Consider the following 25,118-nt stretch of genomic DNA (forward strand, 5'->3'; position numbering starts at 1 on the left):
GCCAAGGGCGCGCATAGCCAAGGTCGGCTTGGCCATGCGCTGCCTAGGCATCTCGAACAGGCGCCGAGCCCGTGGACCCACGGATGGTGAGGTGGGTGGGGAGCACCGACTGACTGCGGGGGAGTGTGCCAAGGCCGGGGTTGATCTGACTGAGCAACATGGTGACGGCAACACGACCTGCCTGCTCCACGGGAGCCGTAACTGTTGTAAGCGGCGGGCTGCAGAAATCGGCACCGAAAATATCGTCACAGCCAACAATGCTGATGTCCTCGGGCACACGAACACCGCGTGCCTGTAGACGCTGGAGCATGCCGATCGCGATGAGGTCGTTGAAAGCGATGCCGGCCGTTGCCCCTGAATGGACCAGCGCATCGGCAGCGGCGGCACCGGAATAAGTGCGCGGGGCAAAGGGGCCCAGCCTGACAACCTCCACGCCACGTTCCAGTGCCGCGGCGCTTAGTGCTTCCCAGCGGCGAGTGTTGGAGCTCGAAGACGCCGGCCCGGCCAGATAAGCAATGTGTGAATGACCCAGCGAGATGAGGTGGTCCAGGGCTTGGTTCGTGGCAGTTGGGGTATCCAGCAACACCGAGGGAACGCCGGGGATCTCGCGGTTGATGGTGACCAGGGGCATCTTGGCTGCTGAGAGCGCCAGCGCGTCGTCGGTGAGACGGGAAGCCGTCAGGATGACGCCGTCGGCCGTTTGCATCAATTGCTCGATGGTGTTGACCTCCACCTCTTCGGATTCCTCCGTGTCCACGAGCAGCTGGGTATAGCCGGCGGCCTTGAGCTGGAGCTGGGTCCCACGGATGATGTCGAAGTAGAACGGGTTGGTGATGTCCGCGACGAGTACGGCAACGGCCTTGGTGCGACCAGAGCTCAGCGCTTTCGCCTGGGCGTTGGGAATGTACTTCAGCTGCGCTGCGGCTGCCTCGATGCGAGCCCGCGTGCGAAAGTTGACCCGGCCCGGGGTTGAAAGCGCACGGGAAACCGTAGATGCAGCCACTCCGGAGAGCGCGGCGACATCATGAATTGTGGCAGGCTTCCCATGGGCGGCGCTCAAGCCGCCGTCAGAAGTGGTGCTGGGGGGAGCACTCATTGGGCACGTCCTTGTGGTGTGGGTTGCGGTGCAGCTGCACTGCCAAGATGTAAATGTGACGGACAGCACTGTCCTGATCGCAAGAATACGGTTCTTGGCCAGAAATGGCAATCGGTTGTCATGTTGTTGCTTCGGCGATAGGCTAGGCCTCAAGCAAAAATTTGTGAAATCAATCACCGCATCCTGAACTGCCTGACGGCAGCGCGGCCTGCGGCCATCAACTTGGAGGCCCCATGAGTACTGACCAAAACCCCACGTGGACCCTTTCCGGCTTCGGCGACGAGATTGACCCCGATCCCAAGGTGCAGGCGGCGGTGCTGTTGGCGCTGGGTGCATCGCACATCGAGGTGCGCAGCGCCTGGGGCGTCAACGTTGTTGAGCTGACGGATGAACAAGTTACGGAATTGAAGAGCGTCCTCGATGGTGCGGGCATGAAGGTTTCCGCCGTGGCAAGCCCCATCGGCAAGGTCGATGCCAGCCTGCCAGCCGCCCATGAGGTAGAGCGCCTGCGCCGCATCATAGAGGTTGCCAGGGCCCTGGACACCAAGTACATCCGCATGTTCTCCTTCTTCCGCGCCGAGGACAAGAGCCCAGAAGACATTCGCGACGCCGTCATGGAGCGGCTGACTCTGCTCGCAGCGGAAGCCGAGAAGGCCGGCGTTGTCCTGATCCACGAGAACGAAAAGGACATCTACGGCGATACCCCCGAACGCGTCTTGGACCTTCTGGAAACAGTGAACTCACCGGCCCTCCGCGCGGCCTGGGACAACGCCAACTTCGTTCAGGTTGGCGTGAAGCCTTACACGGACGCCTATGCCAAGCTGCGCCCGTACTTCGAATACCTGCAGGTCAAGGACGCCATTGCCGGCAGTGGCGAGGTTGTTCCCACGGGCCGCGGCGACGGCCAGCTGGTCGAAACCCTGACCGCCTTGAGCCAGGACGGCTACACCGGCTTTGCATCCCTCGAGCCGCACCTGGCCGCACAGCACGAACTGGGTGGCTTCTCCGGTCCGGAGGCGTTCGGCGAGGCTGCCCGAGCATTCCGCTCAGCCACCGACGCCATCGGTGTAACGCTCGCCTGAGCCGTGCCAGCACCGTCTGACAGCAGTACCGCCTGACAAAACTTCCCCTGCGAAACAGCACTGCCTGACAAAGGAGTCATCATGCCCAGAGTTGCCATCATCGGTTGCGGCGACGTAGCCACAGTCCACTTCGAAGCCATTGCGGCCATCGAAGGGGCCGAACTTGTCGCCGTTTGTGACACGGACGCTGGACGGCTGGCCGCGGCGTCGGCAGCCCACGGAGTGCCGGGATACAGCGATGTGGCGGCTCTGCTGGATGAGGTGCGTCCCGACGTCATTCATGTCTGCACGCCGCATAACCAGCATGCTGACCCGGCCATCGCGGCGCTGGAGCGTGGCATCAATGTCATCAGCGAGAAGCCGTTGGCCAGTACCCTGGCCGACGGCGAACGGCTGGCGGCTGCTGCGGCGGCAAGTTCGGCCCGGATTGGTGTGTGCTTCCAAAACCGCTACAACCAGGCGGTCGTGGCCATGGCGGCGCGCCTCGCCTCGGGTGAGTTTGGTGTGGTCCAGGGTGGTTCGGGCACTGTCATGTGGAGCCGGACTGCTGACTACTACCGGAACCGGCCGTGGCGCGGGACGTGGGCCGGTGGTGGTGGCGGGCTGCTTATGAATCAGGCCATCCACACCCTGGATCTGCTGCAGTGGATGATGGGCGAGGTGACAGCGGTGTCCGGTCATGCGGCAACCCACGCACTCGGGGACGCAATCGACGTGGAGGACACGGCGGAGCTGGTGCTCACCCATGCCAACGGCGTCCGCAGCGTCTTCTACGCCACGCTTGCCAACTCCGTCAACGCACCCATTACGGTGGATATCGTGGCGGAAAAGGCAACTCTGCAACTGCGCGGCGATTTGACGATTACGCACCACGACGGCCGTGTTGAGGTCGTTGAAGAACGCCGGGCCGTGTCCGGTGGGCGGGACTACTGGGGTGTCTCACACCAGCTGTACATTGCCGACTTTTACGCACAGCTGGGCCAAGAAGGCCCGTTCTGGATCAATCCTGATGAGGCGCTCAAGACCCTGCGCATCATCAAGGACGTGTACGCCCAGAGCTACCCTGAGCGGTTGCTGGACGTCTCCTAGAGGGCGGGTAATGCGGCAGGTTGCAACAACCGGTTGCCCAATTCCTTTAGGAAAAATCAGCTGGAATGGCAGCGTCCATCTCACTGGCGTAACAATTTTACGCACTTCATGACAATCGGTTGCCAAAACGTTGCATCGGCAGTAGCGTGTTCCATACAACGTCAAATGTGGCGCAAGACACATTGAGTTAAGCAAGACCCCCAACCCTTATGAGCACGTCTTTAGATAACAAGGAGCCAACAATGAAGTTTGGTCCAAAATCCACAGTCATGGCAGTTCTTACTGCCGCGGCGCTGGCACTGACCGCTTGTGGCGGCGGAGGCGGCGGCAACGACGGCGCGGCCGCCACCACCACGCTGACCATCGGACAGTTGCAGGACCTGGTGTCCTTCGAGCCCGCTGACGCGCACATCGGCCACACGATGCCTTACTACCAGGCCGTGTACGACACCCTGATCCTCCGCGCACCGGACGGCGAGCTCAAACCGATGATCGCCGAATCATGGGAGTACAACGCGGACAACACCGTGCTGACACTCAAGCTGCGCACTGATGTCACCTTCAGTGACGGCACCAAGCTCGACGCCGAGGCCGTCAAGGCCAACCTCGACCACTTCAAGGAAGCCAAGGGCCGCGATGCCTACCAGGTTGCTTCCCTAGGCAGCGTGGCCGTGGTTGACCCCTCCACCGTTGCCGTGACGCTGACTGAACCCGACCCTGCCTTCACCTACTACCTGAGCCTGGCCGCCGGCATCATGGGCAGCCCGAAGGCGCTTGGCACCGATGCGATCAAGACGGTTCCGCAAGGATCCGGCCCCTACCAGCTGGATGCGACCGCCACGGTAAAGGGCTCCCAGTACGTTTTCACCAAGCGTGCCGACTACTGGAACAAGGATCTGCAGAAGTTTGACAAGATCACCATGAAGTTCCTTGCGGACGTGACGGCACGCACCAATGCCATCGTTTCCGGCCAGGTGGACGCAACCCTGCTCGATCCCAAGACGGGCAAGCAAGCTGAGGCTGCAGGCCTTACCCTCAACGACAGCCAGGTTGACTGGCAGGGACTGCTGCTCATGGACCGTGACGGCAAGGTCACCCCGGAATTGGCCAATCCCAAGGTTCGCCAGGCCATGAACTTCGCCTTCGATCGCAAGACCATCCTCGACCAGCAGTATCTGGGCCGGGGCACTGTGACCAACCAGGTGTTTGGGCCGGAATCCGGTGCCTACGTCGACGAGTTGGATGGCAGCTACCCTTATGACCCGGCCAAGGCAAAGGCACTCCTCGCCGAAGCGGGATACCCCAACGGCTTTAGCCTGAAGATTCCGTCCATGAACGGCTTCGAAGCCATTGTGGCTACAATCCAGCAGCAGTTGGGTGACGTTGGTATCAAGGTCACGATCGAAACCATTCCTCAGGCCAACTACGTGCCGGACCTTGCAGCAGCCAAGTATTCGGCAGCTGTCTTCAACCTGTACCAGGCAGAGCCGTGGGTTGCCATCAACCAGATGATCTCCACCTCCGCACTGTACAACCCCTTCAAGTCAACAACTCCGGAACTGGCAACCATGATCGATGCCGTGCAGAACGGTGGAGACGAGAGCTCCGAAAAGGCTAAGGAGGTCAACAAGTACGTGACCGACAATGCCTGGTTCGTTCCGCTTTACCGTTTGGATCAGATGTTCTACACGAACAAAAAGATCACTGTTGAGTCGCAGCTTCAGCAGGCCATCCCCTCGATCTACAACTACGCACCCACCAAGTAGTAGTCAATGCTGCCGGGGAAGGGCATTCCTTCCCCGGCAGCACCCCTTATCCTTCTGACCAGCGCACTGGAGCGACTGATGGTTTCTTTTATATTGCGAAAGCTTGCCGCCGGCGTTGTCGTCCTGGCCGCAATCTCCTTCCTCACCTATTTCCTGCTGTACTTCTCCTCCGCTAATATTGCCCGCAACATTCTCGGCGAGTTCGCCAGCCAGGAACAAGTTGCCGCCAAGGAGCTAGAACTCGGCCTCGATCAGGCCCTGCTTCCCCGATTCTTCGCCTGGGCCGGCAACGCCCTCTCCGGCGACCTTGGCACCTCCTGGTTCACCTCCGAACCCGTGGCCCGTGCCCTGATGACCCGTCTGCCCGTCACCCTGGCCGTGGTTGTCACCTCCATTATTTTCATTGCCATCTTGGCCACGGCCCTCGGCATGGCAGCTGCAGTCAAACGCGGATGGATCGATAAAGCCGTGCAGTCGGCAGCCGTCGTCGGTGACGCAATTCCCAGCTTCGTCATGGCCATCATCTTGGTGACGGTGTTCGCAATTCAGCTCAAGCTTTTCCCCGCAACGAGCAGCATCTCACCAGATTCGGGCTCTGCGGCCTGGGTCGCGTCCCTGTCACTGCCGGTCATCGCCATCGTCATCAACGGCGTGACCAGCGCTGCGCAACAAATCCGCAGTGCCGTCATCAAACAGCTGGAAAAGGACTATGTGCGCACCCTGCGCAGCCGTGGCATCAGCGAACGTGAAATCTTGTTCAAGCATGTTCTGCGCAGTGCCGCACCCGCAGGTCTGACGGTTCTGAGCCTGCAGTTCATCGGCATGCTCGGCGGCGTGGTCATCATTGAGCAGATCTTTGCACTGCCCGGCATGGGCGCATTGGCCGTGTTGTCCACCACCATGGGCGACATTCCGCTCGTCATGGGCGTGGTCATCTATACCGTCATCATCGTCATTATTGTCAACCTGCTGGTGGACCTCATCAACGGCTGGCTCAATCCCAAGGTGCGTGTCGCATGAGTGAAATAGAAGCACTCGTTGCGCCGGCGAACGTCGGCCAAAAAGGGGCAGTTGTCCGGTCCCACGTCATTAAGAAAATCCTCAAAAACCCCATGGGACTCATCGCCGTTGTGGTGCTGGCCGTGATGGTCCTGATGGCCGTCCTGGCCAACGTGCTGGCACCGTTTGACCCCAACTTCGCCAATATCGGCAAGACCCTTGCCAACCCGGACGCAGCTAACCTCCTGGGAACCGACAGTGTGGGCCGCGACGTCTGGTCACGCCTCGTCTTTGGCGCCCGGACCACGTTGCTTTCCGCGATTCTGTGTGCCGTGGTTGCTGTTGGAATCGGCCTCCCTTCCGGTCTCATTGCCGGTTACTACGCCGGTAAGTTCGACGGCATTGCAAACTGGGTGGTCAACCTGTTGATGGCCTTGCCCGGCATCATCGTGCTGTTGACCGTCCGCGCGGCTTTTGGGCCCTCGGTCTGGATTTCCATGATCGCCTTCGGCGTGCTGCTCAGCCCTGGTTACTTCCGTTTGACCAGGACAGCCGTCCAGTCGGTTCGGAACGAACTTTATGTTGATGCCGCCCGCGTGGCCGGACTCAGCGACTGGGCCATCATTGTTCGCCATATTTTCTCCGTGGTCCGCGCCCCCATCATCATTCAAACTGCCATCGTGTGCGGTGTAGCCATCAGCATCCAGTCCGGACTTGAATTCCTGGGCCTGGGCGATCCTACCGTGGCAACGTGGGGTGTCATGCTCAGTGAGGGGTTCAAGAACGTTTATCTGAACCCGACTCTGCTTCTCTGGCCGGCCCTTGCCATCGGTGCAACCATCGGTGCGCTGGTTCTGCTTGGTAACGCCGTACGTGATGCACTTGAGGATGCCGAAAAGATCAAGCCCGCCAAGCGCGGATCCGTTGAAGCATTGAGTGGTCGCACCGTCCCGGGCCGTGCGCAGCGTGAGGCAGTTGAAGCCGGAACTGAACACCACCTGGTCAAGGTTTCCCACCTCGGTGTGGGCTATCCGCAGGCCGACGGCTCCGTCAAGAAGGTCGTCGACGACGTTTCCTTCCATGTGGACCGCGGTGAAGTCCTCGGGATTGTGGGGGAGTCAGGATCGGGCAAGTCGCAGACCGCATTCTCCATCCTGGGGCTGCTTCCGGACGCTGCACGGATTGTTGCCGGCAGCATCCAGTTTGACGGCAAGTACACGGTCGCACCCACTGACGATCGCGTCAGCCAGGGCCGGCTGAGCGAGTTCCGCGGCAAAAGGATCTCCTACATTCCACAGGAACCCATGAGCAACCTGGATCCCGCGTTCACGATCGGCCACCAGTTGGTCACCCCCATGGTCAGGGTCCTGGGCATCTCCAAGGCCGAGGCCAAGGCGCGGGCGTTGAAGCTGCTCGACGACGTCGGTATCCGTTTCCCGGAGAAAACCTTCAAGGCCTACCCGCACGAAGTCTCCGGCGGCATGGCCCAACGCGTCCTGATCGCTGGCGCCATCAGCTGTGAACCGGACCTCATCATCGCCGATGAGCCCACCACAGCCCTGGACGTCACTGTCCAGGCAGATGTGCTGGATTTGATCCGCGACCTGCAGAAACGCCTCAACGTCGGTGTCATCCTCGTCACGCACAACTTCGGCGTCGTCGCAGACCTCTGCGACCGAGTGGCCGTCATGCAGGACGGTCGCCTGGTTGAGGATGGGAATGTTCGTGACATCCTGCGCAACCCGAAAGATCCCTACACGAAAAAGCTGCTCGGCTCCATGCTCGAGGGCAAGGAACCCATGACCATGTTGGTTAGCGCCGGTTCGGTAGCCGGCGGTCCGGAAGACGAGAAGGAGGCAGTCCTGTGACAAACACCCAAGGCAACCCGTCCGGCGTCGGAGGTCAGGGAGAAAGCATCCTGACCGTGTCGAACCTCGACGTGGAATACCCGCTCAAAGGATTCCGCCGCAAACCCTTCCGTGCCCTGACGGACATCAACATCCACATCAAGCAGGGGGAAACCCTGGGGCTGGTGGGGGAGTCAGGCTCCGGCAAGACCACGTTGGGCCGGGCCATTCTGGGGCTCGCGCCGATCAGCAAGGGCAAGGTGGTCTTCGAAGGCAACGACATCACCGTGGCCGGTCGCAAGCAGCGCCGTTCATTGGGCCGGGATCTGCAGGTGGTCTTCCAAGATCCCTACACGTCCTTGAATCCTTCCTTGGAGATCGGCAACATCCTCGCCGAGCCGCTCGGAGTTCAAGGGAAGTCTCCTGCGGAAGCTCGGAAACGAGTTAAGGAACTGCTGGATCAGGTTGGCTTGCCCTCGGACGCCATCAGCCGGCTGCCGCGCGAATTCAGTGGCGGACAGCGTCAGCGTATCGCCATTGCACGAGCCCTGGCGCTCTCGCCCAAGCTCATTGTTTGCGATGAACCGGTCAGTGCCCTGGACCTCTCAACCCAGGCCGTGGTGCTGGATCTGTTCCTGCAGATTCAGCGCGACACCGGCGTGTCATATCTGTTCGTCTCCCACGATCTTGATGTGGTGCGCCACATCAGCCACCGGGTCGCTGTCATGTATCACGGCGAGATCGTGGAACAAGGCACCTCCGAGCAAATCACGCGGGCTCCGGAGCACCCGTACACGCAGCGGCTCCTGCTCGCCTCACCCGTGCCGGACCCCGACCGCCAAGCAAAGCGCCGCAATGACCGGCACGAGCTGCTGGCAGCACAGCGGCTCGAAGCCGCAGCATCCGTGCCGGCCTAGCGGCCACCCAAGTTTTCAAACGTCAAATAAGTGCCGGACGGGGCCCGAAAGCCCCGTCCAACGAAAGGAAAATCGTGGCAAAAATCGGTGTACAGGCAATGATGCTCAAGGACAGCTTTGCGGAAGTAGGCGCCTTTGAAACGCTCCGCAAGGTTAGCGACCTGGGCTACAACGCCGTCGAGATTTCCCAGGTTCCGATGGACGAAAAAAACGTCTCCGAGCTGGAAAAGGCGCAGACCGAGCTGGGCATGGACGTGGCGTCGCTGTCGGTCATGATGGAAAAGCCCGTGGGCCGCCCAGGGGAATCCCTCAAGGAAGACTTCGACAAGATCGTCAACGACGCCAAGCGTCTTGACACAAACCTCGTGCGAATTGGCATGCTGCCATTCGGAGCAATGACCTCGATCGACGCCGTCGTTGACTTTGCGAAGGAAACCAACGGCTACGCCGAACGCCTCGCAGAGCACGGCATCAGCCTGTACTACCACAATCACCACATTGAGTTCGCGAAGTTTGATGGCAAGTACATGCTGGACATCATCAACGAAAACTCACCGGCCATGGGCCTGGAAATCGATGTCCACTGGGTACAGCGCGGCGGACTTGACCCCGTGCGAACCCTCGAGAAGTATGCCGGTCGCACCGCCATGGTTCACCTGAAGGACTACCGGATCGGCATGATGCCGGAGTCGGCCCTTGGCTACCTGGAATCCGGTGACTTCGTCAATTTCATGACCGAGTTCAAGAACGTTGTTCAGTTTGCGGAGGTAGGGGAGGGCAACCTCGATTTCCCCTCCATCATTCCTGCCGCAGAAGCCGCAGGCGCCCAGTACATGTTGGTGGAGCAGGACGAACTGTACGGCCGCACCGTGTGGGAGGTTCTGGAAACCTCTCACCGCAACCTGACCACGATGGGCTTCGGCGATCGATTCTGACGCTAGATCTCGACGCGCCACACACCGATTTAATACAACGAAATGGAGCAACACCAGTGAGCAACAAAGTACGCCTGGGCATTATCGGCCTCGGCCAGCAGGGCGGCGCCTACGCCAAGTTCATCACCGACGGCATGGTCCCGAACATGGTGATCGGCGCCATCACTGACACAGACCCGGCCAAGCGTGAACTCGCATCAGAAACTTACCCGGACGTCAAGGTCTATGACGACTACCTGACCATGCTGGACAGCGGCGACGTTGACGCCGTCGTCACCTGTGTGCCGCACTACCTGCACCCCGAGATGGGCATTGCCACGCTCAAGCGTGGCATCCACGCCCTCGTGGAAAAGCCGGCCGGCGTTTACACCAAGCAGGTCAAGGAACTCAACGAGTTTGCCGCAAGCAAGCCGGAGCTCTCCTTTGCCATCATGTTCAACCAGCGCAACAACCCGCTGTACCAGCGCCTGAAGGAAATCGTCGACAACGGCGAGATCGGCAACATCTTGCGCACCAACTGGATCATCACCAACTGGTGGCGTCCCCAGGGCTACTACAACTCCAGCGAATGGCGCGCAACCTGGGGCGGCGAGGGCGGTGGCGTCCTGGTCAACCAGGCTCCGCACCAGTTGGATTTGTGGCAGTGGATCTGCGGCGTGCCGAAGTCCGTCTTCGCCAAGGTCTCCTACGGGTTCCGCCGCGACATTGCGGTTGAAGATGAGGTCACCGCGTTGGTTGACTACGGCAATGGCGCAACGGGAACTTTCGTCACAGCCACGCATGACATGATCGGCACCGACCGCTTCGAAATCCTGGGAGATCAGGGAAAGATCGTTGTGGAAGGCAGCAAGACCGCCACAGTGACGCGCCTGAAGAAGAAGGAACGCGAGATCAGCGAAAGCATGGGCATGGAGGATGTCCGCAGGCTGTTCATGGGCCAGCTGGACATGGATGAGTTCCGGTCCACCGAGATTGTCGAGTTTGAGTCGGTCTGGGGTGCCCAACACGCAGGGGTTTTGGAAAACTTCGCCGCCAACATCCTCGATGGCACACCGCTGCTGGCGCCCGGATCCGATGGCATCAACGGCGTCCGCTTGGCCAACGCCATCCACCTCTCCAGCTGGAAGGGCGAAGAAGTGGGCCTGGACTTTGACGAAGACGAGTTCCTGGGCCTGCTCAATGACCGCATTCGTGAAGAGGGCAAGTACTCAGAACGTGCCTAAGGTGCCTCACGGTTCATAGCATTCAAACCGGCCAGTTCCGTCCTTCCGACGGTGCTGGCCGGTTGTGCGTTAAGCTGGCAAATGGCAACCAATTGCGGAGGATTCACTTGACTGACATAGACCAGACCGGAGACACGCCTCGGAGCGCTGTGCCCACCCCAAAAACGGGCAAATCCTCGCCCACCATCTATGACATTGCCGAGCTGGCCGGGGTCAACCCGTCCACCGTGTCCCGCGCACTGAGCAAACCCGGACGGGTCAGTCCCAAGACGGCCCAAAAGATCATGGTTGCCGCCGAGCAGCTGAACTATCAAGTCAACGTTTTCGCCCGGGCGCTGCCCACCGGCCGCACCCAGACCATCGGTCTGATCGTCTCTGACATCACCAACCCTGCCTTCTTCGACGTCATCCGTGGAGCTGAAGCTGCCGCTTCAGCAAGGGACTACACCCTGATGCTGGCCGAATCCACGGAGTCCGCTGATCTGGAACTGACCGCTGCGCGCCGCATGCTCGCCACTGTGGACGGTCTGATCCTCGCGAGCCCGCGTCTTTCCGATGAGGAAATTGCTTCATTGGCGGCAAAAAAGCCGGTGGTGGTCATCAACCGCACTGTTGACGGCGTACCCAGCGTCATTGCAGATTCGGATTCCGGGGTGAGCGACGCTGTTCGGCACTTGGCCGACATGGGGCATACGGAAATCTCCTACGTGGCTGGACCGGAACGGTCCTGGATGTCTGCTCGACGGTGGGAGAGCATCAAGGCGCGATGTGACTGGCATGGCATCACGGCCGCAGTGGTGGCTTCCAGCCAGCCAACGGTCGACGGCGGACGGCGTACCGCTGCGACGGTGCGGGCTGGCACGGCCACGGCCGTGATTTGCTACAACGATCTCATGGCCATTGGTCTCATGCGGGAGCTTCAGGCGGCCGGCCTTGCGATTCCCCAGGACCTGAGCATCATGGGCTTCGACAATATTTTCGGCTCCGATTTCACGACCCCGCCACTGTCCACCATCAAGTCGCCGCTCAGTGAGCTGGGCGCGGCGGCCCTCCAACGCGTCTTGGATGCGGTGGATCACGCAGACGCGGCGCCAACGCTTCCGGCCCTTCCAACGGAGCTGGTTTTGCGGGGTTCCACTGGACGTGTCAAGGGCTCCTGAACGCCGCGGAAACCGTTACGGCAATATTTGGCAACCGGTTGACAAAATGGGTGAATTGCAGCGACGATTGACCTATGTCACATTTCCCTTCATCAACAGAGCCCATTTCCGAGGCGCCTGCCGCGACATCGTTGTCGCCGGCCGCTGATCCCAACCGGCTGCTGCCCGCGGACCCTCGCACCCGATCCATTGCTCGGGACTTGCTGGCCCAGGTGGAAAACCTGCCGATCATTTCTCCGCACGGACACGTTGAGGCGTCCATGCTCCAGCTGGACACCCCGTTCCCTGACCCGGCAACGCTGCTGGTCAGCCCGGATCACTATGTCACCCGGCTGATCCACGCCAGCGGTGTGCCCCTGGAGCGCCTGCGCATGGGCGGCACCACGGCCGTTGAGCCGCGTGAGACATGGCGCGAATTCGCGAAGGCCTGGCCGCTCTTTGACGGCACGGCCTCCGGTTATTGGATGCGAGATTCCTTCCAGCATGTCTTCGGCCTGTCCAGGGAAGTCAACGAGGAGAACGCGGATGCACTCTTTGATGAGCTTGACGCAAAGCTGAGGAGCCCCGAGTTCCTTCCGCGTCAGCTGTTCAAGGACTTCAATATTGAGGTTCTCGCAACGACTGACGACCCGCTCGATGATTTGGCCGCTCACGCAGCAATCGCCAAGGACCCCACGTTCACTGGCCGCGTGTTGCCCACCTTCCGACCCGACGCGTACATCAAGTTCGCTGCCGTCGGTTGGGCCGAGCGGGTGGAGAAGCTCATTGCTGTTGCCGGCGACGGGCTCACGGGCTACGCCGGATACATCCGCGCACTGGAAAACCGACGCCAGTACTTTGTGGAACACGGAGCCGTCTCAGCCGATCACGGCGTCCGCACGGCGCTGACTTTGCGGCTGGATGGCAGCGCTGCCGAGGCCTTGTTTGAGAAGGCCCGCCGCGGCGAGGCAACGGCGCAGGACGCCGATGTGTTCGAGGCGCACATGACCTACCAGATGGCCCGCATGTCGGTGGCCGACGGTTTGGTCATGACCATCCACCCTGGTGTATTCCGCAACCACCACACGGCCTCGTTCAACAAGTTTGGCGCCGACACGGGCCACGACATCCCGTTTGGCGTCAGCTACACCGAAGCATTGCGTCCCATGCTGGAGGACTTCGGCACGGCACCAGGCTTCCACTTCATTCCTTTCACGATTGACGAGACCGCCTTCTCTCGCGAAATTGCGCCCCTGGCCGGGTTCTACCCTTCAGTCTTCATCGGCGCCCCGTGGTGGTTCCTCGACGCGCCCGACGCCATGCTGCGCTTCCGCAGCGCCGTCACCGAGACCGCAGGTTTCTCGCGTTCATCGGGGTTCATCGATGACACCCGGGCCTTCTGCTCCATTCCAGCCCGCCACAACACCTCGCGCCGCATCGAGGCTGCGTTCCTGGCCCGCCTCGTGGCCGAAAGCCGCGTCAGCGAGGCCCGCGCGCACGAGATCATCGTTGACATTGTTGACGCGGCACCCCGTCGCGCCTTCAAGTTGTGAGCGCCATCGTGACCACCCTCCCCGAAACTGAAATGACGACCACCATGAGTGCAACGAAGCACCTGAGCCGAACCAGCGACACCCCGCCCGCACCGGTGCGCATTGTCCACTTGGGACTCGGCGCTTTCCACCGCGCCCACCAGGCGTGGTACACCCAGCACGCCAGTGATGGTGCGCAGTGGGGGATCGCGGCATTTACCGGACGCCGCCCGGACGCCGCCACCGCCCTGTCCGCCCAGGATGGCCTGTTCACGCTCATTGAACGCGGCGGCAACGGCGACAAGTTTGAACTCATGACTTCCATCGTGGAAGCTCATGACGGCGCCGACGTTGACGCGCTGTCCAAGCTTGTGGCGGCGCCCACCACGGCCCTTGTCACCTTGACCATCACCGAGGCCGCCTACAACCTGGCAGCCGACGGCACCTTGGATCTGGCCAATCCTGCCGTTCAAAGCGACATTGACATCTTGCGGGCCCTCACTGCCGCTGACGCCACAGCTGCCGCGGACGACGCCGGGCACGCGCCTGCCGCTGTCACGGCGGCGGGCCGTTTGGTGCAGGCCTTGGCGGCCCGGCGCAGCTCCGGTGCGGGGCTCATCGCTGTGGTGTCGTGCGACAACTTGGCCCACAATGCCACGGCGGCGCGTGCAGCCATTGGTGGACTGGCCGACGTCGTCGATCCCGGCCTGGGTGCCTGGATTGCCGAGAATGTCAGTTTTGTTGGCACCTCGATCGACCGCATCACCCCGCGCACGACCGACGCCGAAATCGCGTTGGTTGAGACGGAGTGCGGCTACGCCGATTCCTCACCTGTTGTGACCGAGCCCTTTAGTGACTGGGTTCTCAGCGGTGAGTTCCCCGCCGGGCGTCCGGACTGGGCCAGCGCAGGAGCTGTGTTTGTGGACGAGATTGAGCACTTTGAGAACCGCAAACTGTGGTTGCTCAACGGCTCCCACTCGCTCATGGCCTACGCCGGCCAGCTCCGCGGGCACAAAACTGTGGCGGAGGCCCTGGCTGACCCCGTGTGCGCCGTCTGGATTACAGAATTTTGGGACGAGGCGCAAGCCAATCTGCCCGCCGAAGGCCTGAATATCCCCGCGTACCGCGTCGCGCTCTTGGAACGGTTCGGCAATGCCCGGATAGCCCACCACCTGGCCCAGATCGCCATGGACGGATCCAGCAAGCTGCGCATGCGGGCCGTGCCGGTGTTGAAGGCAGAGCTGGCTGCCGGACATTCCGGCGCCGGTGCCGCAAGGATGATCGCGGCCTGGGTTGCATTCCTGCGACGGGCTCATCACACCGGGGCGCCAATTGCTGATTCTGCTTCGGCTGAGCTTGAGGCGGCGTTGAATCTTGATTCCGGGGCGGACCTTGTTGCCTTGATGGCCATTCTCGATGTGCAGCTGGCACAGGATGCTGCGGCTGTTGCTGCCGTGGCCGCACTGGCTGAGGGGTTTGCTGCCCAGGCGTAACTCCGGCCGGAGTGCCCAAACCACATCGAACGGGCAGTGGTTGTTGATGTTGCCCAACATCAACAACTGCTGCCCGTTCATTTAAGGGGTTGCAGCAGCGACTGTGAAGAAAAGTTAAAGAAAATGTTGGCAAGCGGTTGCCATTTGTTGTCTTAGCTGGTTAACTAGTGGGTAATACAGCTCACACGTCGGCTGAAAGTCTACGGAGAAACTCCAATGGTGGAGTCGCCCCGCAGAGGTTCACCGAAGGACCCATGGGGGACCGGCGCTGTGAGAACTGCCAGCCGCAGCACACCGGCAGCTGGCCTTGGGTAAAGGAGCCCGCATTGACCATGACACAAAAGCAATCCAGCCAGGGCACGGAAGCGCCGGCCACGGGCGTTCTGTCCAAGATCAGCGTTTTGGGCTACGGCGCCGGTGACGCCGCCAATAACCTGGCCTTCACAACAGCCACCATGTTCCTTTTGGTCTACTACACGGACGTAGCAGGCATCAGCGCCGCAGCAGCGGGCACACTGTTGCTCGTGGTTCGAATCTTCGACGCCTTCGCAGACGTCCTCGCCGGCCGCATGGTGGACCGGACGTATCACAAGAAACTTGGCAAGTTCCGCCCGTACATCATGTTCGGCTCCGTGCCGCTGCTTCTGCTCAGCGTTGCCACCTTCTCCATTCCCCAGATCGGGGAATCGGGCATGTTGCTGTGGGCCTACCTCAGCTACGCATTGCTTGGCCTGGCCTACAGCTTCGTGAACATCCCCTACGGATCCCTCGCCGGGGCCATGACTCAGAACTCCGGTGAGCGCGCCAAATTGGCCAGCGCCCGCACCATCGGCGCCGTCGCCGTGGGCTCCTTCCTGGGCATCTTCATCGCTCCCTTGATGAAGGGCGGGGAAAACCTCCAGCCGCTGTTCACCACACTGACAGTCATTTTCGCCGTCGTGGGAACCGGACTGTACATGTTCACCGTCTTCTCCACCAAGGAGCGCGTGGTCCGCGAAGTCTCCAAGGTTTCCATGAAGCAGAGCATCGAAACACTCAAGGGCAACAAGCCCCTGCTGCTGCTGTGCATTAGCTCGTTCCTGTTCCTGACCGGCCAGCTGGCACTGGGAACTGTTCAGATCTACTACTTCCGCGACGTTCTGCACTCCCTGGGCCTCTACGCGCTCATGTCCATCATCAACATCGTCCTCACCTTCGGCATGGCCGCCATCCTGCCGCGCCTGGTGCGGGCCGCGGGCAAGAAGAACATTTACATGGGTGGCGCGCTGCTCATGGCCATCGGTGGCCTCACCGTGTTCCTCGCACCCAGCTCCATGGTGTGGCTCGCTTTCACCGGCGTCGTCATCACCCAGGTGGGCCTGCTGCTGGTCAGCATGCTGGTTTGGGCCCTTGAGGCTGACACCGTTGAATACGGCGAGTGGAAGACTGGCATCCGCACCGAAGGAATCACCTACGCGTTGTTCTCCTTCACCCGCAAGACCGGCCAGGCCGTTGGTGGTGCATTGGCCGCCTTTGCTCTCGCCTGGGGCGGATACACCGCCGGTGCCGCCCAGCAAACGGAACATGCAATCCTCGGCATCCGTGCCGGCGCCGGCCTGCTGCCGATGGTCTTCGCGCTCCTTGCCCTGCTGGTCATGATCGTTTACCCCTTGACGGACGCCAAGCACAAGGAAATTGTTGCCCACATTAGCGAGCGCCGCGCAGCCCGTCTTGAGGAAGCTCTTGACCGCCGTGACTCGGACGACAACGCTTAGCCCCACGGCAACACCTATCTATTCGCTTCATCTCTTATCACTGAAACTCTTGGAAGGAACTCCTCGTGAAAATCGTTTCCGCGGAAGTATTTGTCACCAGTCCCAGCCGTAACTTCGTGACCTTGAAGGTCACTACCGATGAGGGTGTTGTGGGTATCGGGGACGCTACCTTGAACGGGCGTGAGCTCGCCGTGGCCGCGTACCTGAAGGAGCATGTTGCCCAGCTGCTGATCGGCAAGGATCCGCACCGGATCGAGGATACCTGGCAGTTCCTGTACCGCAGCTCGTACTGGCGCCGTGGCCCGGTCACGATGGCCGCGATTGCCGCCGTGGACATGGCCCTGTGGGACATCAAGGGCAAGATTGCCGGCCTGCCGGTGTACCAGCTCCTTGGTGGTGCCTCCCGCAATGGTTTGCGCGCCTACGGTCACGCGTCCGGTTCGGACCTGCCGCAGCTTTTCGATTCGGTCCGTGAGCACCTGGAGTTGGGTTACAAGTCCATCCGTATCCAGACCGCTGTCCCGGGTATCAAGGCCGTCTATGGTGTTGCTGCCCAGGCGCAGGCCTCGGGGGAGCGTTACGATTACGAGCCCGCAGGCCGTGGCGCCCACCCGCAGGAGGAAGACTGGGACACCCGGGCTTACCTGCGTCACCTGCCCACCGTGTTCGAGGCTGTCCGCAACGAGTTCGGTCCCGAGATCCCGCTGCTGCATGACGGCCACCACCGCATGACCCCGATTCAGGCCGCGAAGCTGGGCAAGTCCCTGGAACCGTATGATCTGTTCTGGTTGGAGGACTGCACCCCGGCGGAAAACCAGGAGGCGCTGCGTCTGGTCCGTTCACACACCACCACCCCGCTGGCCATCGGTGAAATTTTCAACACGGTCTATGACTTCCAGACGTTGATCAAGGAACAGCTCATCGATTACGTCCGTGCCGCCTCGACTCACTTCGGTGGCATCTCGCCGTTGAAGAAGGTCATGGACTATGCCGCGCAGTACCAGATCAAGTCCGGTTTCCACGGGCCCACGGATATTTCCCCGATCGGGTTCGCCGCCCAGTTGCATGTGGGCCTGGCCATCCATAACTACGGCATCCAGGAATACATGCAGCACTCTGATGCCACCAATGAGGTCTTCCAGCAGTCCATGACGTTCAAGGACGGCTACCTGCACCCCGGGGATGCTCCCGGCATCGGTGTGGAATTCAACGAGGAAGCCGCCAAAGCGTTCCCGTACCAGCAGGCCTACCTGCCCTACAACCGCCTCGTCGACGGAACGGTCCACGACTGGTGATCGACGCTTCACACGCTGCACCCTCAGCGGTGCAACACATTGTGGTGATGGGAGTCTCCGGCTGCGGCAAGACGACGATCGGTGCCCTTGTGGCGCACGAGCTCGGCCTGCCGTTCACGGACGGAGACTCCCTCCACCCAGTGGAGAATATTGCCAAGATGGCTGCCGGAACCCCCTTGAACGACGACGACCGCGCACCTTGGCTGGACATCGTTGGCCAGGAGCTGGCAGCCTCGGCCAACGGACTTGTGGTTGCCTGCTCCGCGTTGAAGCGCAGCTACCGGGATGCCATCCGGGCTCAGGCGCCCGGTGCGGTGTTCCTGCATCTGGATGGCACCAGGGAGGTCTTGAGCTCACGGCTCGAAGGACGCTCGGGGCACTTCATGCCGAGCACCTTGCTTGACTCGCAGTTGGCCACGCTGGAGCCGCTGGAGGCCGAGGAAGCTGCCGTGGTGATTGACATTTCGGCACCGGTCCCCGCTTTGGTCAGTGATGCCGTCGTACGTCTGCAACAAACAACCTAGAGACAAAGAATTCAGAGCGAGACTTCAGGAGAAGCAATGGCATATGCCGTGGATTTGCGCGCCGCACCCTTCAATTTGGATGACGCCGCTGTGGCATGGGTGGAATCGACCATGGGGTCGATGACCCTGGAAGAGAAAATCGGCCAGCTGTTCATCAACCACAACAACAGCTACGCTCCCGAGTACCTCGATGACGTGCTGGAGAACTTCCACGTGGGTGGGATGCGTTACCGCCCGGGCCCGTCCGCGGCCGTGCAGGAGCACATTCGCCATGCACAGTCGAAGACCAAGATCCCGCTGCTGATTGCCTCCAACCCGGAAATGGGCGGCGCCGGCAGCTGCGACGATGGCACCTTCGTCTCCACACACCTGCAGGCCGGCTCTCACCCGGATGCATCCATTGCCCGCCAGATGGGCCAGGTGGCAGGCATTGAAACCGCCGCACTGGGTTGCAACTGGGCATTCGCGCCAATTGTGGACATCCACTACAACTGGCGCAACACCGTCATCTCCACCCGCGCCTTCGGCAACACGCCAGAGGTTGTGGTGGAGCGGGCCAAGGAATACTTCAACGGCATTAGCGAATCACCCACGGCGTGCGCCATGAAGCATTTCCCCGGCGACGGGATCGACGAGCGCGACCAGCATGTGGTGACCTCTTACAACACCCTCGGCTATGAGGAGTGGAACAAGACATACGGGCACGTGTACCGCGAGATGATCGGCCACGGCGTGCAGTCGATCATGGCCGGCCACATCGGTGCACCCGAGCTGTCCAGGCGCTTTCTGCCCGGCCTGGCGGACGGCGAGATTCTGCCAGCCACGTTGGCTCCGGAACTGCTCGGAGACTTGTTGCGTGGCGAGTTGGGCTTCAACGGGCTCATCCTGACCGATGCGTCGCAGATGATCGGCATGACCCAGGCCATGAAGCGCCGCGATCTGGTGCCGGCGGCCATCGCGGCAGGCTGCGACATGTTCTTGTTCTTCCGCAACCCTGCCGAGGACTTTGGCTTCATGCTGGATGGGTACCGCAACGGCGTCATCAGCGATGAGCGCCTAACGGACGCCCTGCGCCGCATCCTGGCATTGAAGGCATCTCTGGGGCTGCACGTGAAGGACCGCTCCGAACTGGTTCCGCCCGTGGAGGCGCTGGCCGTGATCGGTTCAGCCGAACACCGCGCCATTGCCGCCGAGATCGCGGACAAGACCGTGACACTTGTCAAGGACACTCAGGGCAACCTGCCGCTGACCCCGGCCACGCACAAGAAGATCCGCTTGTACGGGATTTCCGGGGGTTCGGATTTCACCATGGCTGATCCGCTGGGTTATCTGGACGTGGTGGCGGAAGAGCTTGAACGCGTGGGCTTCGAGGTGCACATCTTCAAAACCGCCGATCAGCGCAAGGCTGCGGGGGAGGAGGGCGTGAACTTCATGTCAGTCATCTCCGACGAGGCCACGGTGGACTACCCCGAAAAGTACGACGCCGCCCTTGTGGTTGCCAACGTGAAGGGCTTTGCCCAAGAAGCAGCTATCCGCGTCAAATGGTCCTCGCCCATGGCCGCGGAGATCCCGTGGTACGTCACCGAGGTGCCCACCGTGTTTGTCTCGCTCAACCAGCCAAACCATCTGATCGACGTGCCGATGGTCAAGACGGCCATCCACACCCACGCCGATACCCGCGAAGCCATCAGGGTCACCGTGGACAAGATTCAAGGCCTCTCCGAATTCCAGGGCACGTTCAACGAGAACGTGTTCTGCGATTCCTTCGACACCCGGCTCTAAGGGTGTGAGGACCGTACACCGCAGGCACCTTGCCGGCAGCGTACGGTCCATTGGCGTGCTTTTGGCAATACACCCTGGAATGCACGGCAACAACGCCCGGTTTGTTCATGCAGCAAGCTCGTTGCTGTGATCCGCGTCAACATTTGATATACAAGAGGCTATGACTACCCCTAACGCCACCCCTGAATCTGCTGCGCCACATTCCGAATCACCCAAGTCACCTGCAACGCGTGTTGTGGTCATGGGTGTCTCCGGAGCTGGCAAGAGCACCATTGGCACGCTCGTGGCCGATGCCATGAACTTCCCGTTTGTCGATGCCGATTCGCTTCACCCGTTGGAAAACATCCGCAAGATGGCCGCTGGCACACCCCTGAATGATGAAGACCGTTGGCCGTGGCTGGACCTGGTGGGCCACGAGCTGGCCACAACGCGGGGCAAGGGCATTGTGGTTGCCTGTTCGGCGCTCAAGCGGCGCTACCGCGATGCGATCCGCGCCCAGGCCCCGGACACGATCTTCTTGCACCTCGAAGGATCCCTTGAGGTGCTCAGCTCCCGGCTCGAGGGCCGCTCCGGCCACTTCATGCCGCCCAACCTCCTGGCGTCGCAGCTTGATGCTCTTGAGCCGATGGAAGCAGACGAGGCAGCTGTTGTCATCGACATTGCCGCCAGCATGAATGAAATTCTCGACGCCGCAGTTGCCGGAATCCGCCAAGTCTCCGGTGACTGACACGCCCGACGCCGGGCCCGGGCACCGCGCACAGGAACTGTTGAGCGTGGGCCAGGTTGCGCAGCGGGGAGGCGTCAGTGTCTCGGCGCTGCACTTTTACGAACGCCAGGGCCTGATTTTTAGCACCCGGACCTCAGGCAACCAGAGGCGCTATGCCCGCTCAGAGCTGCGTCGCGTCGCCGTCATCAGGGCCGCCCAAAGGGCAGGCATTCCGCTCTCGCTGGTTGCCTCTGTCTTTGAGGAGCTGCCAGATCATGGCGTGCCAAGTCAATCCGACTGGCAACGCTTGTCCCAACATTGGCAAGCCGAGCTTACTGCTCGAATCGATGCCTTGGAGAAGCTTCGTGGAAGTTTGGGTGGCTGCATTGGATGCGGTTGTCTCTCGCTGGCCGAATGTGGCTTTGTGAATCCCGAAGACCAGGTGGCCGGAGAGGGGCCGGGTGCGCGGGCCTTCGATGGTACGAACCTCCAATTGCCGTGAAACAGTCCAAGCCTCGAGCCGCCCCAAGTTCAAACAGCAATTCAGGCGATTTGACCTCAACTATGGTTGAGGTTCTAGAGTCATTTGAAGACCCGGCCGTTTGGGCTGGTGGTTCGAGAGGATTTTTAGGTTATGACTGTGCAGGTTCAGGCGCCCCGGCTGACGAGTGATTTCAAGGCAGCTTTTGGCGGGCATCCGGCCGGTGTGGCCATCATTGCCGCAGAATCGGACACTGGACCTGTCGGCATCACAGCCTCATCGGTGGCATCAGTGTCTGCCGAACCGCCGTTGTTGGCATTCTCCCTTGCGGCCAACAGCGGATCTGCGGCCGCCCTTGCTGCGGCCGACTCCGTGGTGGTGCACCTGCTGACTGCTGCAGACCGTGACTTGGCGCGGATCTTTGCAGACTCACGATCAGAACGCTTTACCGATGCCATGGCGTGGTCGCGCATGGAAACGGGAGAACCGTTGCTCGTTCACGGTGGATATTCCTTGCGGTGCACGGTTCTTAGCCGCACACCGGCCGGTGGATCTTTGCTGCTGGCAGCTGAAGTCATTGAGATTATTTCTCCGGATGCCGTCGGTGCGCCCATGGTTTATCACAGCCGGTCCTTCCACTGGCTCGGGGAACACAGCGTTCTCGGGGCATGATTCGCGGCACAGGGCAACCGGCCCGAGCACTATGGGGCGATTGTTCATGACGCCGTAACCGATGCTCTCGCGTCGGGGCGTATGCGCTCATGTAGACTAAAAATCCTATGGAAAGTAAATCTAGGGGCCGGCGCAACAGCTTGCGGAGTTCACAATTGACCTCCCGCAATCGTGTTGACAATGCCGGCAAACCCCGCACTCGTGACCACAGTTCCACACCTTCCACCGCGGCCGGCCCTAGCGCCGACCACCCTCCGCCGGCGGCCAACCCCCACTTTCGCGCAGCATTCCAGCGCGCTGTGGTTTCGGGGGTGCAGTAGGACATGGAATGGATACTCCTAGCAGCAGGCTTGCTGCTCATCCTCGGTACAGGATTCTTTGTAGCCGTTGAATTTTCCCTGGTCGCCCTTGACCAGGCCTCGGTTCAGCGCGCCGTGAACGACGGCGACAAGGCTGCCGCGCCGCTCTTGCGTTGTTTGAAATCGCTCTCCACACAGCTTTCCAGCTGCCAATTGGGGATCACCTTGACCACATTGCTGACGGGTTTCCTTATGGAGCCGTCCCTGGGTGTCTTGCTGGCAGCCCCTCTAGAGGCGGTGGGCGTACCTGAGCTCGCAGTCTCAGGTGTCGCGCTGATCCTGGCCATGTTGATTGCAACCTTGCTCTCCATGCTGATTGGTGAGCTGGTTCCCAAGAATATGGCGATCGCCAAGTCCTTTGAAATTGGCAAGGCTGTAGCCCGTCCCCAGCTCGTCTTTACGGCCATATTCAAGCCCTTCATTGTGGTGTTGAACGGCTTCTCCAACAAGGTCCTGAACCTCTTCGGGATGGAAGCAAAGGAAGAAATTTCCGGAGCGAGGTCCCCATCGGAGCTGGCGTCACTGGTGCGCCGATCCGCGGAAATGGGAACCCTTGATGAGGGGACCGCTACCTTCTTGTCGCGGACCCTGCGCTTTTCCGAGCGCACGGCAGCCGATGTCATGACCCCGCGCATGCGTGTTGAAACCATCGAAAGCACCAAATCTGTGGCCGAAATTATTGACGTTGCCCGGCGGACCGGATACTCCAGATTCCCGGTTATTGGTGATTCGGCCGATCAGATTTTGGGCGTTGTGCACCTGAAAAGTGCTGTCTCCATCCCGTTCCACAAGCGCACGGGAATCGAGGTGGGTGCCATCATGACAGACGTTCTGCGCGTGCCCGAGACCGTCCATCTGGATGCCTTGATCCTTGAACTGCGTGGAGGAAATCTGCAAATGGCCGTGGTCCAGGACGAATACGGTGGAACGGCCGGCGTCACCACGCTGGAAGACCTCGTTGAGGAGATCGTCGGCGAGGTCTCCGATGAGCACGATCGCATCAAACCCGGAATTCTGTTGGCCGCCGATGGCACCTGGTTCTTCCCTGGCCTGATGCGCCCCGACGAGGTCTCCGAACGCATCGGCCCGCTCACCGTCCCCGATGAGGCCGGCTATGAAACCGTGGGTGGCTTCATGATGGCCGAGTTGGGTCGCATTGCGGCCGTGGGTGACACCGTCCCCGTTCAGGGTGGATCCCTTGTGGTGGAAAGAATTGAACGACGCCGAATTGACCGGATTCAGTTCATTCCGGCTCCTGCTGCGACGGAATCGAAGGCAACGGACAAAGCAGGTGATTCCCAGTGAACGCCTGGGCCGGAATTGCGTGGCTGGTGGTGTTGTTGTTCGGAAACGCCTTCTTCGTGGCGGCAGAATTTGCTGTTATGACGGCCCGACGCAGCCAAATTGAACCCCTGGCCGAGGCCGGTTCCAAGCGAGCCAAGGTCACCTTGGGCGCCATGGAAAACGTCTCGCTCATGCTTGCCTGCTCGCAATTGGGAATCACGGTGTGTTCACTGTTGATCTTGAATGTGGCAGAGCCGGCGATTCACCACCTATTGGCAGAGCCTCTGCATGCCGTTGGGCTGGAAGAGAACATTGCGGCTCCCGTGGCGTTCGTCGTCACACTGGCCCTCGTGACGTTCCTGCACGTGACGTTCGGTGAAATGGTGCCGAAAAACATGAGCGTTTCAGCTGCCGACAAGGCGGCGCTGTTGTTGGCGCCACCCCTGGTGCTGGTCAGCAAGGTGGTTCGCCCCGTCATTGTGGTGCTGAACTGGTGTGCCAACCACATTGTGCGCTGGTTTGGCATTGAGCCCCAGGACGAAGTCTCTTCATCGTTCACCTTGCAAGAGGTTCAGTCGATCGTTGAAGAATCAACTCGGAGCGGACTCGTGGATGACCAAACAGGTCTCATCACGGGCGCCTTGGAGTTCTCATCCCAGACCGCCGGCGGGATCATGGTTCCGCTGGATGCCCTGGTCACCTTGCCCACCGAGGCCACACCCGTGGACTTTGAGCACAAGGTGGGCAAGACCGGATTTTCCCGGTTCGTGTTTGCTGATGCCGAAGGCAATCTCATGGGCTACCTCCACCTGAAGGACGTGCTGCGGATCCCCACCGAGCGCTACCAGCTGCCTATTGGTGAGGGCCGCGTGCGATCCATGGTCAATATTGCCTCCACGGAGGAAATTGAAGACGTGTTGGCTGCCATGCAGCGCTCGGGTTCCCACATGGCTCGCGTGATTGACGCCAATGAACAGACCGTGGGCGTGCTTTTCCTGGAAGATGTGATTGAGCAGTTGGTGGGCGAAATTCGGGACGCCACACAGACTCATATTCAGGAGCGCAAACGCGCTTGATGCGAACGGTTCCCAATATGAGCTATGCTTGCTCTTATTGGTAATTGTTCTCATTAGCACGTCGAAA

19 protein-coding genes and 1 pseudogene are annotated in these 25,118 nt (G+C 60.8%); 19 read left to right on the plus strand and 1 reads right to left on the minus strand.

Annotation, left to right across the window (positions count from 1 at the left end; all coding sequences use genetic code 11):
• Window positions 1-43: 43 nt before the first annotated feature.
• Window positions 44-1,096, minus strand: coding sequence for a LacI family DNA-binding transcriptional regulator (locus tag BLV41_RS01240; RefSeq protein WP_074709828.1), 1,053 nt, complete (start codon window positions 1,094-1,096; stop codon window positions 44-46).
• A gap of 233 nt (window positions 1,097-1,329) precedes the next feature.
• Here BLV41_RS01240 and BLV41_RS01245 point away from each other — a divergent pair, with 233 nt between their 5' ends.
• The 19 genes and pseudogenes from BLV41_RS01245 (at window position 1,330) to BLV41_RS01340 (ending at window position 25,051) form a co-directional block, all read left to right on the plus strand.
• Window positions 1,330-2,178, plus strand: a complete 849-nt coding sequence (locus tag BLV41_RS01245) for a sugar phosphate isomerase/epimerase family protein (RefSeq protein ID WP_074709831.1) — start codon at window positions 1,330-1,332, stop codon at window positions 2,176-2,178.
• Between the two features lie 81 nt (window positions 2,179-2,259).
• Entirely contained in the window at window positions 2,260-3,267 is a 1,008-nt protein-coding gene (locus BLV41_RS01250) for a Gfo/Idh/MocA family protein (protein WP_074709833.1), read from the plus strand.
• Between the two features lie 242 nt (window positions 3,268-3,509).
• Window positions 3,510-5,033 (plus strand): ABC transporter substrate-binding protein, encoded by a 1,524-nt coding sequence (locus tag BLV41_RS01255; RefSeq protein ID WP_044570082.1) that lies wholly within the window; start codon window positions 3,510-3,512, stop codon window positions 5,031-5,033.
• A 78-nt stretch (window positions 5,034-5,111) separates the two neighbouring features.
• Window positions 5,112-6,053: an ABC transporter permease gene (locus BLV41_RS01260; RefSeq protein WP_074709836.1), complete on the plus strand. Its 942-nt coding sequence runs from the start codon at window positions 5,112-5,114 to the stop codon at window positions 6,051-6,053.
• Window positions 6,050-7,900 (plus strand): dipeptide/oligopeptide/nickel ABC transporter permease/ATP-binding protein, encoded by a 1,851-nt coding sequence (locus tag BLV41_RS01265; RefSeq protein WP_074709838.1) that lies wholly within the window; start codon window positions 6,050-6,052, stop codon window positions 7,898-7,900. Before BLV41_RS01260 ends, BLV41_RS01265 begins: the two co-directional genes overlap by 4 nt.
• A complete protein-coding gene (locus tag BLV41_RS01270) occupies window positions 7,897-8,796 on the plus strand; it encodes an ATP-binding cassette domain-containing protein (protein WP_170835399.1) in 900 nt (299 codons plus the stop codon). The genes BLV41_RS01265 and BLV41_RS01270 overlap by 4 nt, the downstream gene beginning before the upstream one ends.
• A gap of 74 nt (window positions 8,797-8,870) precedes the next feature.
• Window positions 8,871-9,731: a sugar phosphate isomerase/epimerase family protein gene (locus tag BLV41_RS01275; protein ID WP_239437097.1), complete on the plus strand. Its 861-nt coding sequence runs from the start codon at window positions 8,871-8,873 to the stop codon at window positions 9,729-9,731.
• A gap of 56 nt (window positions 9,732-9,787) precedes the next feature.
• On the plus strand, window positions 9,788-10,954 hold the full coding sequence (locus BLV41_RS01280; protein ID WP_074709841.1) for a Gfo/Idh/MocA family protein: 1,167 nt from the start codon (window positions 9,788-9,790) through the stop codon (window positions 10,952-10,954).
• A 107-nt stretch (window positions 10,955-11,061) separates the two neighbouring features.
• Complete coding sequence (locus tag BLV41_RS01285; protein ID WP_244516685.1) at window positions 11,062-12,114, plus strand: LacI family DNA-binding transcriptional regulator; 1,053 nt, start codon at window positions 11,062-11,064, stop codon at window positions 12,112-12,114.
• A gap of 74 nt (window positions 12,115-12,188) precedes the next feature.
• Window positions 12,189-13,646, plus strand: coding sequence for a glucuronate isomerase (gene uxaC, locus BLV41_RS01290; protein WP_074709845.1), 1,458 nt, complete (start codon window positions 12,189-12,191; stop codon window positions 13,644-13,646).
• A 44-nt stretch (window positions 13,647-13,690) separates the two neighbouring features.
• On the plus strand, window positions 13,691-15,118 hold the full coding sequence (locus tag BLV41_RS01295) for a mannitol dehydrogenase family protein (RefSeq protein WP_074713021.1): 1,428 nt from the start codon (window positions 13,691-13,693) through the stop codon (window positions 15,116-15,118).
• A 332-nt stretch (window positions 15,119-15,450) separates the two neighbouring features.
• Entirely contained in the window at window positions 15,451-16,872 is a 1,422-nt protein-coding gene (gene uidB, locus BLV41_RS01300) for a glucuronide transporter (protein ID WP_074713022.1), read from the plus strand.
• Window positions 16,873-16,937: 65 nt separating this feature from the next.
• Entirely contained in the window at window positions 16,938-18,167 is a 1,230-nt protein-coding gene (manD, locus tag BLV41_RS01305) for a D-mannonate dehydratase ManD (RefSeq protein ID WP_058945616.1), read from the plus strand.
• 47 nt (window positions 18,168-18,214) lie between these two features.
• A pseudogene (locus BLV41_RS01315) lies at window positions 18,215-20,473 on the plus strand (gluconokinase, GntK/IdnK-type).
• Between the two features lie 160 nt (window positions 20,474-20,633).
• On the plus strand, window positions 20,634-21,200 hold the full coding sequence (locus tag BLV41_RS01320; protein WP_074709849.1) for a gluconokinase: 567 nt from the start codon (window positions 20,634-20,636) through the stop codon (window positions 21,198-21,200).
• Window positions 21,193-21,681: a redox-sensitive transcriptional activator SoxR gene (gene soxR / locus BLV41_RS01325; RefSeq protein ID WP_074713024.1), complete on the plus strand. Its 489-nt coding sequence runs from the start codon at window positions 21,193-21,195 to the stop codon at window positions 21,679-21,681. The genes BLV41_RS01320 and soxR overlap by 8 nt, the downstream gene beginning before the upstream one ends.
• A gap of 132 nt (window positions 21,682-21,813) precedes the next feature.
• Window positions 21,814-22,332 carry a flavin reductase family protein gene (locus BLV41_RS01330; protein WP_074709852.1) on the plus strand — a complete coding sequence of 173 codons (519 nt, stop codon included), beginning with the start codon at window positions 21,814-21,816 and terminating at the stop codon, window positions 22,330-22,332.
• 323 nt (window positions 22,333-22,655) lie between these two features.
• Window positions 22,656-23,996: a hemolysin family protein gene (locus tag BLV41_RS01335; protein WP_074709854.1), complete on the plus strand. Its 1,341-nt coding sequence runs from the start codon at window positions 22,656-22,658 to the stop codon at window positions 23,994-23,996.
• Entirely contained in the window at window positions 23,993-25,051 is a 1,059-nt protein-coding gene (locus BLV41_RS01340; RefSeq protein ID WP_074709856.1) for a hemolysin family protein, read from the plus strand. The genes BLV41_RS01335 and BLV41_RS01340 overlap by 4 nt, the downstream gene beginning before the upstream one ends.
• The last annotated feature ends 67 nt before the right edge of the window (window positions 25,052-25,118 follow it).

It is taken from the genome of Arthrobacter alpinus, from assembly GCF_900105965.1.
In the GTDB taxonomy this organism is placed as follows: Bacteria; Actinomycetota; Actinomycetes; order Actinomycetales; family Micrococcaceae; genus Specibacter; species Specibacter alpinus.